We start from the raw sequence: 12,849 nt of genomic DNA on the forward strand, positions 1-12,849 counted from the left end.
TTTTTAAAGACTACCTTTTTGATTTGCCAAATATTCGTGAGCCATATATGAGCTTCTAGCGTATGGAGTTGAGTGCACAAAATCAAAGCCTAAATCTAAAGCTATTTTTTTGTATCTTTCAAATTGTTCAGGTTTAACAAACTCTTTTACCTTTTCATAATCCCCAGAAGGAGCAAGATATTGACCAATACTTAAAAATTTGCATCCAACTTCAAGTAGGTCTTTAAATACTTGTACCATCTCTTCTTCAGTCTCTCCAAGACCTACCATAAGAGCTGATTTAGTTTTTACTTTCTCTCCACCTAGTTCTTTTAATCTTTTTAGAACTTGTAAACTTCTCTCATAAGAGGCATTTCTTCTAATATGGTACAGTGAAGGTACGGTTTCAACATTGTGTCCAATAATAACTGCGCCACTATCAACTACCCTTTGAAGTGATTCCTCTTTTGCTTTAAAATCTGGAATTAAAATCTCAACTTGTGTATTAGGAGACTCTTTTAATATATTTTTTGTTACTCTGTAAAACTGTTCAGCTCCACCATCTTTTAAATCATCTCTAGCTGGACTTGTAATAACTACAAATCTAAGACCTAGTTTTAAAACTGAAGTTGTAACTCCTTCTATCTCTTTTAAATCAACTTCTATAGGAACTCCTGTGTGTACATTACAATAGGTACATCTTCTTGTACATATATTTCCCAAGATTAAAAAAGTTGCATTTCTTTTTGAGTAACACTCACTTATATTTGGACACTTTGCCTCTTGGCAAATAGTGTGTAGCCCATGTTCCCCTAAAAGAGACTCCATCTCTTTTTGTGCTGAAGGAACTAATTTTTTTCTAAGCCACTCTGGTTTTTTAAAATCAACTTTTTTTTGATTAACTACAACACTCATATTTTTCCTTTAGTAATCTTTTTTTTGTATTCTCTTCTTCTTGTGTTAATTCTGAACTAATTAATTCAACATTAAAACTCTCATTAAAAGAGTCCACAAGATATTTTTTTGCTCCATCAAAGGTGATATTTATATCAATATCTTCTAAAGAGATTCCAATTTTTTCATCAATAATGTTACCATTTTTCACACTCTTAATTGGAATTGAGCCATGTTGAAAAATTGCCTTTTTTGTCCTTCTTTGAGCATTTCCTCCAATTTTATGGCCATTTGCTAAAATATCATAAGCTTCAAAACCAACTTGGCAAAATTCACTTTTTGAAAGTTTTATCTCTTCATTATCTTTTGCATAACATACATTCAATCCTAAATTTTTATAAAATTTAAGAATAAATTGACAAATCTTTTCATAAGAATCTTTTATAGAAAAGCCCTTTAGTAATTCAACTGGAATTATTAGTGAGTATGAGACATCATGTCCATGAAACAAAACTCCACCACCAGTTATTCTTTTTGCCATTTTTTTATAACTATAGTTTTCTAACTTTTGAGAAATACCTATAGTCACGCTGTTTTTATTCCATAAATAGAGTCTAAATATTGGTAAATCACCCTCTTTAAAGTTTAATAAAAGAGATTCATCAATAGCCATATTCTCTTTTGATGAGGCTTCGTTAGATAATATTATCCTATATTTTGTTTTACTATTAAACATTGACTATTCTTTCATATTTCATTATACTCTATTATAATAATTAGAGTTTATATACTAATAAATAATGTATATTTTGCTCTATTTTTTCATTATAATTTCATTTTTATAGATTAAAACTTATGCAAAAACTGTAAAAAAAAATATAAAAAAATTTTAAGTTAAATAAAGTATCATATGCTCATAATTCGATTATATGGTATCTCTAGATACATAATTTTTACATAATGAACATATGTTCACTCATTGAGTGTAGAAATTATATACGAATTTAATAAATATCTTTATTAAGGAAGTCTTTATGTCTAATTTAAACTTAAATGACATTGATCCACAAGAGACTCAAGAGTGGCTAGAAGCTCTTGAAGTTGTAATTCAAGAGGAAGGAAGTGAAAGAGCACATTATCTATTAGATCAATTAATTGATAGTGCTAGAAGAAATGGTGCAGATATTCCACATAGTGGTAATACCTCATATCTTAATACTATTCCTGTTGATCAAGAACCAAAAATGCCAGGGGATAGAGATTTAGAGAGAAAAATTCGATCTATTATAAGATGGAATGCACAAGCTATGGTTTTAAGAGCTTCAAAAAAGAGCTTAGAACTTGGAGGGCATATTGCATCATTCCAATCATCTGCAACTTTGTATGATGTTGGTTTTAATCATTTTTTTAGAGCTCCAAACGAAAAAGATGGTGGAGATTTAGTATTTTATCAAGGGCATATCTCTCCAGGTATATATGCAAGATCATTTGTTGAAGGAAGATTAACTGAAGAGCAAATGGATAATTTTAGACAAGAGGCTTTTGCAGATGGTTTATCTTCATATCCTCACCCAAAACTTATGCCAAACTACTGGCAATTTCCAACTGTATCTATGGGACTTGGACCAATTCAAGCAATCTATCAAGCAAGATTTTTAAAATACCTAACACACAGAGGTATCAAAGATTGTAGTGAACAAAAAGTTTATTGTTTTATGGGGGATGGTGAGTGTGATGAGCCAGAATCTTTAGGTGCAATTGGACTTGCAGGACGTGAAGGTTTAGATAACTTGGTATTTGTAATTAACTGTAATCTACAAAGACTTGATGGCCCTGTAAGAGGAAATGGCAAAATCATCCAAGAACTTGAAGGACAATTTAGAGGTGCTGGATGGGAAGTTATCAAAGTTATCTGGGGAAGACATTGGGATGCTTTATTAGACAAAGATAAATCTGGTAAGTTAAAACAACTTATGGATGAAACTGTTGATGGTGAGTACCAAAACTTTAAACAAAAAGGTGGAGCTTATACAAGGGAACACTTCTTTAATAAACATCCAGAAACAGCAAAACTTGTTGAAAATATGAGTGATGATGAGATTTGGAGATTAAATAGAGGTGGACATGACCCTATTAAAGTTTATGCAGCATATAAAAGAGCAAATGAAACTAAGGGTAAACCATCTGTAATCCTAGCTAAAACTGTAAAAGGTTATGGTATGGGTGAAGCAGCTGAGGGTAAAAATATTGCCCATGGTGTTAAAAAAGTTGATACTTCTATATTAAGACAATTTAGAGATAGATTTGATATTCCTATCTCTGATGAAGATGTTGAAAATTTAAAATACTATAGACCAGAAGAAGGTTCATTAGAGCTTCAATATATGAAAGAGAGAAGAGCAGAGCTTGGTGGTTTTGTTCCACAAAGAAGAGAAAAATTTACTAAAACTTTAGAGATACCAACTTTAGATAAATTTTCTGCTGTTTTAGAGGGTAGTGGAGATAGAGAGATCTCAACTACAATGGCATTTGTAAGAATTCTAAATATTTTAGTAAAAGATAAAAATATTGGTAAAAGTATTGTTCCAATTGTTCCTGATGAAGCTAGAACTTTTGGTATGGAAGGTATGTTTAGACAATTGGGAATTTATTCATCTGAGGGGCAAAAATATATTCCTCAAGATAAAGACCAAGTGGCATACTATAAAGAGGATAAAAAAGGACAAGTTTTACAAGAGGGTATTAATGAGTTAGGATCTATGGGATCATGGATTGCAGCAGCTACTTCATACTCTGTTAATGATTGCCCAATGATTCCATTTTATGTATTCTATTCAATGTTTGGATTCCAAAGAACTGGTGATATGTGCTGGGCAGCTGGAGATCAAATGGCAAGAGGTTTCTTAGTTGGAGGAACTTCAGGAAGAACTACACTAAATGGTGAAGGTTTACAACATGAAGATGGACACTCTCATATAATTGCTAATACGATTCCAAATTGTGTGACTTATGATCCAACTTATGGTTATGAAGTTGCAGTTATTATTCAAAATGGAATTGAGAGAATGTATGGTAAAAATCAAGAGAATATCTATTTTTATCTTACAACCCTAAATGAAAACTATGTTCAACCAGCTATGCCAAAAGGTGTAGAAGAGGGGATATTAAAAGGGATATACAAACTAAAAGATGTAGAAGCTAAAAACAACTATAAAGTTAAACTTTTAGGTTCTGGTTCTATATTAGAGCAAGTTAGAGTTGCAGCTGAAGTGTTAGCAAATGAGTATGGAATTGCATCAGAGCTTTATTCTGTTACTTCATATAATGAGTTAGCTAGAGAGGCGCAAGAGGTTGAAAGATATAACCTTCTTCATATAAATGAAGAGGACAAAATCCCATATATTCAAACAGCATTAAATAGTGATGATGATACAATTATTATCTCAGCAACAGACTATATCAAAGCTTACTCAGAACAACTAGCTCCATTTGTAAAAGGAACTTTTAAAGCACTTGGAACTGATGGATTTGGAAGAAGTGATAGTAGAGCAAATTTAAGATCTTTCTTTGAGGTGGATACTGATTTTGTAGTATTTACAACCCTAGCTTTACTTGCTAGAAAAGGTAAAATTACAAAAGCTGTTTTAGAAAAAGCTATGAAAAAATACAGTATTGATCCAGAAAAAATCAATCCGCTAAAAGCGTAAGGGGTAAATTATGAGTAAGATTCAAGATATTTTTATTCCTGATTTAGGACCTGATAAAGATGTTGACCTAATTGAGATTATGGTCTCTGTTGGTGATAGAGTTGAAGTTGAAGATGGATTGATCACCCTAGAGACTGAAAAAGCCTCTATGGATGTACCAACAACATATGCAGGAGTTATTAAAGAGATTTTTGTAAAAGTTGGTGATAAGGTTAATTCTGGAGATTTAATTGCAAAAATAGAAGTAGAAGATGAGGGATCACAAAGTGATTCTAAAGAGAATAAACCTGAATCTAAAACTGAAACAAAAGCAGAGGCTACAACTCAAACTGATTCTAACTCTTCTGTGGATTTAAAATCAGCAGAAGAGGAGTTAAAAGCGATCTCTGCAAATGGTGCAGAAGTATCTTGTCAATTTGTAAATGAACAAACAATTTGTTCTGTTGTTGAAGAGATTCATGTTCCAGATTTAGGACCTGATAAAGATGTTGATTTAATTGATGTAATGGTATCTGTTGGAGATACTGTTGAACTTGATGATGGATTAATCACTTTAGAAACTGAAAAAGCCTCTATGGATGTACCAGCTCCTTTTGCAGGAGAGATTATAGAGCTTCATGTTAAAGCTGGTATGAAAGTAAACTCTGGGGACTTGATTGCAAAAGCTATTAGAACAGTTGTTATGGAGAATAAAGTTCCAACTCCTGCAAAAGTTGAACCAACAACACAGAAAAAAGAGGAAAAAGCTGCTACAACCGTTCAAGCAATAACTGCAAGTGTAACAGCAGATAGTACAAATGTACTGCAAGAGAAAGCAAAAAAAGTTCATGCTTCACCTTCTGTTAGAAAAATAGCTAGAGAGTTTGGTGTTGATTTAGGTTTTGTAAAGGGAACTGGAAGAAAAGGAAGAGTTTTAAAAGATGATGTTAAAGCCTATGTAAAAGAGCAGTTAAATAAACCTGCTGTTGCTGCTGGTGGAACTGGTCTTGGTTTTGCTTTCCCAGAATTAAAAGAGATAGATTTCTCTGCCTTTGGAGAGATTGAAACAGTTGAATTAAATAGAATTCAAAAAATCTCAGGACCAAGCTTACATAGAAACTGGGTTTCTATGCCTCATGTTACACAATTTGATGAAACAGATATAACTGAACTTGAAGAGTTTAGAAAAGCCCAAAATGCAATTGCAGATGGTTTTAAACTTTCACCTCTTGTATTTGTTATTAAAGCTGCTGCAAAAGCATTAGCTATTCATCCAAAATTTAATTCATCTTTAACTCCTGATGGACAAGCATTAGTTATGAAAAAGTATTTCCATATTGGTGTTGCTGTTGATACTCCAAACGGTTTGGTTGTTCCTGTTATTAAAGATGCAGATAAAAAAGGATTTAAAGAGATAGCTTTAGAGTTAGCTGATCTATCTAAAAAAGCAAGAGATGGAAAGTTGAAAGCCACAGATATGCAAGGGGCTTGTTTTACAATCTCTAGTCTAGGTGGAATTGGTGGTACATATTTTACTCCAATTATAAACGCACCAGAAGTTGCAATTTTAGGACTGTCAAAATCTCAAATTAAACCTGTATGGAATGGTAAAGATTTTGCACCAAGATTGATGTTACCTCTATCTCTGTCTTATGATCATAAAGTTATTGATGGTGCAGATGGTGCAAGATTTACAACAACACTATCACAACTTTTAAGTGATATTAGATTGTTAAATCTATAAGGAGTTAAGATGGGTAAAATAGTTGATATAGTTATTCCAGATTTAGGTCCTGATAAAGATGTAGATTTAATTGATATTATGGTTTCTGTTGGTGACAGAGTTGAAGAAGAGGATGGTTTAATCACTTTAGAGACTGAAAAAGCATCAATGGATGTGCCAACAACACAAGCAGGAATCATAAAAGAGATTTTAGTTAAAGTTGGAGACAAAGTAAATTCAGGTGATTTAATAGCAAAAGTTGAAGTGGAAGATGATAATAATGTAGCTGCTACAGCACCTAAAGAAGAGCCAAAACAAGAGGCTCCAAAAGCTACTTCAAAACCAGCACCAACTACAGTTGATGCAAGTGGGGCAGGGGAAGTAAAAGGTCAAGTTCTAGTAATTGGAGCTGGACCTGGAGGTTATTCAGCGGCATTTAGATGTGCAGACTTAGGTTTACAAACTGTTTTAGTTGAGAGACACGATACTTTAGGTGGAGTTTGTCTAAATGTAGGTTGTATTCCATCAAAAGCCCTACTTCATGTTGCAAAAGTAATTGAAGAGGCTGAACATATTAGTCATGCAGGGATTAAATTTGCTAAACCTGAGATTGATTTAAAAGGTGTAGCTGATTATAAAAGTGGTGTTGTAAAAAGACTTACTGATGGGCTCTCTGGAATGGCTAGAATGAGAAATATAACAGTTATTCAAGGAACAGCTAGTTTTATTGATGAACACTCTGTAATTGTTAATCATACAAAAGAGGATAAAAAAACAGTTGTAAAATTTGATAACTGTATTATAGCAGCTGGTTCTCAGAGCTCAAAAATGCCATTTATCCCACATGAAGATCCTAGAATTTGGGACTCAACAAACGCTTTAGAGGTAAAAGAAGTACCTAAAAAGATGTTAATTATGGGTGGTGGTATTATTGGACTTGAAATGGGTACAGTTTACCAAAAACTAGGAAGCCAAGTTGATGTTGTAATTAGGGGACCTCAAGTTATGACTGGAACTGACAAAGATATTGTAAAGGTTTATACAAAAGCAAATGAACAGAGATTTAACTTTATGTTTAAAACTCAAACTCAAGCTATTATTCCAAAAGAAGAGGGTATCTATGTTGAGTTTAAAGGGGATAATGCACCAGAACCTAAAACTTATGATGTTGTTTTAGTTGCTATGGGTAGGTCTCCAAATGGACTTAAAATAGGACTTGAAAATACAAATGTAGAAGTAGATGACAAAGGGTTTATCTCTGTTGATAATCAAATGAGAACAAAAGTTCCTCATATTTTTGCTATTGGAGATATTGTTGGAGGACCTATGCTAGCACATAAGGCTGTGCATGAAGGTCATGTGGCAGCAGAGGTTATTGCTGGACACAAAGCATATTTTGAACCTAAACAAATCCCAGGAATTGCCTATACTTTCCCAGAGATTGCAACAGCAGGACTTAGTGAAATTGAGGCAAAAGAGGCTGGAATAAACTATGAGGTTGCATCATTTCCTTGGAGTGCATCTGGACGTGCAATTGCTTCAGATGTATCAGGAGCAGGTCTAACTAAACTTATCTTTGATAAAGATACAGACCAACTTATTGGTGGAGCAATTGTTGGAGATAATGCAGGAGAACTTCTAGGAGAGATCTCATTAGCACTTGAAATGGATTGTGATGCGGAAGATATTGCTCTTACAATTCATGCACACCCAACGCTACATGAATCTGTTGGAATGGCTGCAGAAATATTCCATGGTAGTATAACTGATATGCCTAATGCTAAGGCTGTTAAGAAGAAATAGTTTTTGAAACTGTTTCTTCAAACCCATTTTCTTTTTTAGAAGATGGGTTATTATAAATATATTCCCAAAATACTTTTGCTTTTTTACTTGAATTTTTTTCTTCCTCATCTATAGGATAATATTTTTTTTGAAATATTTCATTAAGAAGTCTAATAATTATGTTCATTTTTTCCATTGCTTCAATTGCTTCACCTATATAATGTCCTTTATTTTCTATTATATATCCATTCTCTTTATGAGCCAATACTTTGTCTCTAATGTTTTTTATATTTATACCAATTTCTGAGTTGATAAAACTATTATATGTATTTATACATAATATTATTTTTTCATCAAATTCTTTTGCTTTTTTTCTTTTATGTTCTTTTTCCCAAAAATCAATATTTATTTCATTAGATAAATTAACTACTGAAGGAGGAGTAATATAGTATTCTTTAAGAATATTTAGGAATTTTTGATTTTCATTTTTAAGTTTTTCTAATAATTTATAAAGACTCAAATTTTTTCTGTTTCTTGATTCATCAAATAGCCATGCATGTACATCTATTAATAAAGAACTATAAAGTGTTTCTTGAATGATTCTTATTGAATGAATTAAATTATTAGAATTATTATAATTTTTTTTCAAAGATTCTTTCAGAAGACTTTTTTTATTTAGTAAGTATATGTATTCTTTTATGCTTTTATCCATTATTTTCTGACATTTTTCTAATTCTTGATCTTGTTTCAATTTTAGTCCAATCTTTATTTTATATATTAACTATATTTTACTATATATCGACTTTCTTTTGTGAAAAAGAAAGTAGCAAAGAAATCACCCTACAAAGTTTTGAAGGCGAAGCTTCCCTCGTTTTTTATTTCTCTTTTTTGAGTGAGTAAAAACTTGCTAAAGAGTGCGTTAAAGCACTCTTTTTAACGCTTCAAACAGTTTACTCACTTGTTTTGAAAAGAGATAAATAAACACTCGGCTTCAAAAATGTAGGGAATAGGATAAGGACATTTGATTTTTTAATACCATTTTATTTAAGTTGGTGTCAAATTAAACTTATTCGTGAAAGTCTGGACTAAAGAGCTAGCCGCGAAATTTAATACATTAAAAAATCTTTGATTTTTTATCAATATCCTTTCCAACCTCTGCAACTGCCGAAAAGAGATAAAAATATTTATGAAAAGCGTGAGGATTGTTTGAATAAAAAAAAGAGACAAATTCTCTTTTTTTTATGAGTTCCGCAACGCAATAAATATTTTTATATTTTTGAGGGTATTTGCTTTAGCAAACAGTGAAGCCGTTGGTGGCTTTTTACATTACTTTTTGCCACCAAAAAGTGATAAAAGCGAAAGCCTTTAGGCTTTCATGAGGAATAAAAGCTTTAGCTTTTGTAAAAATAGTTGTAAGCGTGACACACTCATGTGTGCACAAGAAAGATTTAAATGCTTTAGCTTTTAATAAAAAAGGTTATAATCATGACACACGCAGTAGATTAAATTTTTAAATTTCCCCTCTAATCTTTTTAGCAAGTTTTTCTAAATCCTCATCTTTAGCTCTATTTGAATCGTGAGATGAGATATATCCCAAATATTTATCAAAATAGTCATCTTTGTTTGATTTTATCTCTTTCCAAGAGTTTTTATACTCTTGTGTACCATGCAAAGGGTAAAGTTTAACATGAACATGATCTACTCCAAAACCTTCTAAGACCATTGCAGTTCTTGAAACATCATCAAATGTTTTATCTAAGAGTAGGGCTACTTTTTTTGCTGCTAGTATTAGATTATTTAAAACTTTATCTTCTAATTCAAATGCATAACTTGAGTAATGTTTTTTAGGTATTACAACAGTAACACCTTCGCAGTTTGGATAGATTGATAAAAAGGCAAGATGGTTTTCATCTTCCCATACTTTGTGGCATTTGCTATTATCTTCGACAATATTACAAAAAATACAATTTTTTTTCATAGTTTTAACTTTCAATAAAATATGGGAAATTTATAAAAAAAGAATTTCTGTTAAATAAAATTTTATTTACCAAACCTTCTCAAAATCCCTTTTGAGATAAATATCCTCACTTAGTCTAATAAGTCCCGTTTTTTCCATAACCTTAACAATCTTTTTAGGCCAGGCTTCTCTATAGTTATAAGAGTTTGGTTTCCCACCAATACTATTTATAAATTCAGTATTTAACTCTTTGGTAAATAAAACACCTTTACCATACATTTTAACTCTTTCATTTAGAAGTTTTCTTGCATCTCTAAAGACTTTATAGTTACTTTTTAGATTTATCCATTTTGAACAAAACTCCTCTATATTTTTTAGATTTGCTTTAATTCTCTCTTGTTTATGGTAGTCAAAATAGTCTAAATTTTTTGTTGTACCTGCAAGATTATTGGGTCTATAATCTTTTTTTAGACTTTTGGGTCTTTGTTTCCAAACCAATTGAGATTTTTTATATTTTTTTATCTCTTTTTCATTATAAAGAACTTTATATGGTTTTTTTAGATTTGGAAGATATAAAGAGGGAAGCTCTTTTTCACTTTTTCCTGCTCCAAGACTTAAGATATTTCCTGTTATTTTTGCAACATAACCTCTGCCATATCCTGATTCTACACTTGCCATTGCTAAGATTGCTGCTGGTGGCATATCATACTTAAGAGCAATTTTAATTGTCTCTTTGATAATAGGTTTGTAAAACTCTTTTATATGATTATATTTACGAAAAGAGTAGTCTTCATTGTAAGAAAATAAGAAATTTACAAAAATTATTAATATTAAAAATATTTTCATACTTATATCTTAGCATAAAAATATTAGAAAAGTTTTACACTTTTTATTTTATTTTGATATTAATTGCCAATAATATTCTCTTTTGAGTTCAACATAACAGAGTTTATAATATAATGCGTTTTCAAAACAATTTATAGAATAAAGAGCACTATGATACAGTTAATAAATATTTCAAAACATTTTGGTGACAAGACTCTTTTTACAGAGTTAAATCTGCGATTAAATGCTGGTCAAAAGATAGGTTTGGTTGGACGTAATGGTACAGGAAAATCAACACTGTTTAAACTAATCCTTGGAGAAGAGGTCTCTGATGAAGGAGAGATTTTAATCCCAAAAGGTTATAAAATTGGTGCACTTAAACAACATCTGGTTTTTACAGAGAGTACACTTATTGATGAAACTGCACTTGCTTTAAGTGAAGAGGATAAATACTCAATTTACAAAGCAGAAAAGATACTTTTTGGACTAGGGTTTACTGAAGATGATTTGTATAAAGATCCACTCTCTTTTTCTGGAGGTTATCAAATTCGTATAAATTTAGCAAAACTATTGTTAACAGAACCAAATATGCTTCTGCTTGATGAGCCTACAAACTACTTGGATATTTTGTCTTTAAGATGGTTAAAAGCCTTTTTAAAGAGTTTTAGTGGAGAGGTTATTATTATTACCCATGATAGAGATTTTATGGATAGCGTTACAACGCATACAATGGGAATTGTTAGAAAATCACTATTTGTTATAGAGGGTGGAACTCACAAGTTTTATGAGCAGATAGCTTCAAATGATGAACACTTTGAGAAGCAAAAAGAGGCACACGATAAAAAAAGAAAAGAGCTTGAAGAGTTTATAGCAAAAAATAAAGCAAGAGCTTCAACAGCAGCTTTAGCTCAATCTAAAGTTAAAATCTTAGAGAAAATGGAAGATATGGATGCCATTGCAGATGAGGCAACTCTTAAATTTGATTTTAACTATAAAGAGACTCCTGCAAAAGTATTACTTGATGTAAAGGATTTAAGCTTTGGATATAGTGAAGATAATATTCTTTTCAAAGATATCTCCTTTACACTAAAAAAGGGAGAGACTCTTGGGATTATAGGTAAAAATGGTAAGGGAAAATCTACTTTATTAAATAACATAGCAAAAGAACTTACACCTTTAAGTGGGAGTATTGATTACCATGTAAGTGTTGATTTTGGGCACTTTGGTCAAACAAATATCAATCACTTAAATCCAGGCAATACAATAATGGAAGAGATTTATGTTTCACAACCAAAACTCTCTGAAGCTATAGTTAGAGGTATTTGTGGAGCCATGATGTTTAGTGGTGATGATGCGAAGAAAAAGATTTCACTATTATCAGGGGGAGAAAAGAGTAGGGTAATGTTGGGACAAATTATAGCTAAAGAGGTAAATATTCTTTTCCTGGATGAGCCAACAAACCACCTTGATATGCAATCAATTGACTCTTTAACAACAGCAATTAAAAATTTTGAGGGTTCAACTATTGTTGTAACACACAGTGAAGAACTTTTAAGAAATGTTTGTGATAGATTAATTGTATTTTCAAAAGAGGGTGCCCAATATTTTGATGGAACATATGATGAGTTTTTAGAAAAAATTGGTTGGGACGAAGAAGAGAGTGAAACTAAGGTTAAAAAAACAAAGATAAATAAAAAAGAGAGTAAAAGATTAAGAGCAGAAATACTACAAGAGAGAAATAAACTAACAACTCCTTTAAAAAATGCTATTTCAAAGCAAGAGGAAGAGATTATAAAGATTGAAGATAGTGTTGAGAAAATAAAGGCTCAACTAATTCAAGCTACAAACTCTGGAGATAACAGCAAAATAATGGAGCTATCAAAAGATATTGCAAATAAAGAAAAAGAGATAGATAAACTATTTGATAAGTTAGAAAAAAATCAGTTGGAATTAGATGCTTTTGTACAAGAGTATGATAAGAAGTTAGAAGAGATATAGACTCT

Annotated in this window: 9 protein-coding genes; 4 read left to right on the forward strand and 5 right to left on the reverse strand. The window is 31.5% G+C overall.

Annotated features, from left to right (window positions below):
- Nucleotides 1-3 precede the first annotated feature (3 nt).
- Both lipA and AEBR_RS07155 read right to left on the reverse strand, forming a co-directional pair.
- Nucleotides 4-894 carry a lipoyl synthase gene (gene lipA / locus AEBR_RS07150; RefSeq protein ID WP_129087790.1) on the reverse strand — a complete coding sequence of 297 codons (891 nt, stop codon included), beginning with the start codon at nucleotides 892-894 and terminating at the stop codon, nucleotides 4-6.
- The gene (locus AEBR_RS07155) at nucleotides 878-1,609 is read right to left on the reverse strand and encodes a lipoate--protein ligase family protein (RefSeq protein ID WP_129087789.1); all 732 of its coding nucleotides are present in this window, start codon (nucleotides 1,607-1,609) and stop codon (nucleotides 878-880) included. The genes lipA and AEBR_RS07155 overlap by 17 nt, the downstream gene beginning before the upstream one ends.
- Before the next feature lie 298 nt (nucleotides 1,610-1,907).
- Between AEBR_RS07155 and aceE the strand changes: the two genes are divergently transcribed.
- From aceE to lpdA, 3 genes are read left to right on the forward strand one after another with little or no spacing between them, the layout of a single operon-like run.
- On the forward strand, nucleotides 1,908-4,580 hold the full coding sequence (gene aceE, locus AEBR_RS07160; RefSeq protein ID WP_129087788.1) for a pyruvate dehydrogenase (acetyl-transferring), homodimeric type: 2,673 nt from the start codon (nucleotides 1,908-1,910) through the stop codon (nucleotides 4,578-4,580).
- 10 nt (nucleotides 4,581-4,590) lie between these two features.
- Nucleotides 4,591-6,303, forward strand: coding sequence for a dihydrolipoyllysine-residue acetyltransferase (gene aceF, locus AEBR_RS07165; protein WP_129087787.1), 1,713 nt, complete (start codon nucleotides 4,591-4,593; stop codon nucleotides 6,301-6,303).
- Between the two features lie 9 nt (nucleotides 6,304-6,312).
- Nucleotides 6,313-8,085, forward strand: a complete 1,773-nt coding sequence (gene lpdA, locus AEBR_RS07170) for a dihydrolipoyl dehydrogenase (protein WP_129087786.1) — start codon at nucleotides 6,313-6,315, stop codon at nucleotides 8,083-8,085.
- On the opposite strand, the gene AEBR_RS07175 is transcribed toward lpdA, so the two are convergent.
- The 3 genes from AEBR_RS07175 to AEBR_RS07185 form a co-directional block, all read right to left on the reverse strand.
- Nucleotides 8,072-8,815 carry an AbiU2 domain-containing protein gene (locus tag AEBR_RS07175; protein WP_129087785.1) on the reverse strand — a complete coding sequence of 248 codons (744 nt, stop codon included), beginning with the start codon at nucleotides 8,813-8,815 and terminating at the stop codon, nucleotides 8,072-8,074. The genes lpdA and AEBR_RS07175 overlap by 14 nt on opposite strands.
- 759 nt (nucleotides 8,816-9,574) lie before the next feature.
- A complete protein-coding gene (locus AEBR_RS07180; protein WP_129087784.1) occupies nucleotides 9,575-10,042 on the reverse strand; it encodes an HIT family protein in 468 nt (155 codons plus the stop codon).
- A 66-nt stretch (nucleotides 10,043-10,108) separates the two neighbouring features.
- A complete protein-coding gene (locus AEBR_RS07185) occupies nucleotides 10,109-10,867 on the reverse strand; it encodes a lysozyme family protein (protein WP_129087783.1) in 759 nt (252 codons plus the stop codon).
- A 150-nt stretch (nucleotides 10,868-11,017) separates the two neighbouring features.
- Between AEBR_RS07185 and AEBR_RS07190 the strand changes: the two genes are divergently transcribed.
- Complete coding sequence (locus AEBR_RS07190; RefSeq protein WP_129087782.1) at nucleotides 11,018-12,844, forward strand: ABC-F family ATP-binding cassette domain-containing protein; 1,827 nt, start codon at nucleotides 11,018-11,020, stop codon at nucleotides 12,842-12,844.
- Nucleotides 12,845-12,849: the final 5 nt, after the last annotated feature.

This window comes from Halarcobacter ebronensis (assembly GCF_013201825.1).
Classification (GTDB): Bacteria; Campylobacterota; Campylobacteria; order Campylobacterales; family Arcobacteraceae; genus Halarcobacter; species Halarcobacter ebronensis.

What these genes read in the sequence shown, in the direction of transcription:
- lipA (WP_129087790.1), bottom strand. Translation starts at nt 894, where the DNA reads ATGAGTGTTGTAGTTAATCAAAAAAAAGTTGATTTTAAAAAACCAGAG.
- AEBR_RS07155 (WP_129087789.1), bottom strand. Translation starts at nt 1,609, where the DNA reads ATGTTTAATAGTAAAACAAAATATAGGATAATATTATCTAACGAAGCC.
- aceE (WP_129087788.1), top strand. Translation starts at nt 1,908, where the DNA reads ATGTCTAATTTAAACTTAAATGACATTGATCCACAAGAGACTCAAGAG.
- aceF (WP_129087787.1), top strand. Translation starts at nt 4,591, where the DNA reads ATGAGTAAGATTCAAGATATTTTTATTCCTGATTTAGGACCTGATAAA.
- lpdA (WP_129087786.1), top strand. Translation starts at nt 6,313, where the DNA reads ATGGGTAAAATAGTTGATATAGTTATTCCAGATTTAGGTCCTGATAAA.
- AEBR_RS07180 (WP_129087784.1), bottom strand. Translation starts at nt 10,042, where the DNA reads ATGAAAAAAAATTGTATTTTTTGTAATATTGTCGAAGATAATAGCAAA.
- AEBR_RS07185 (WP_129087783.1), bottom strand. Translation starts at nt 10,867, where the DNA reads ATGAAAATATTTTTAATATTAATAATTTTTGTAAATTTCTTATTTTCT.
- AEBR_RS07190 (WP_129087782.1), top strand. Translation starts at nt 11,018, where the DNA reads ATGATACAGTTAATAAATATTTCAAAACATTTTGGTGACAAGACTCTT.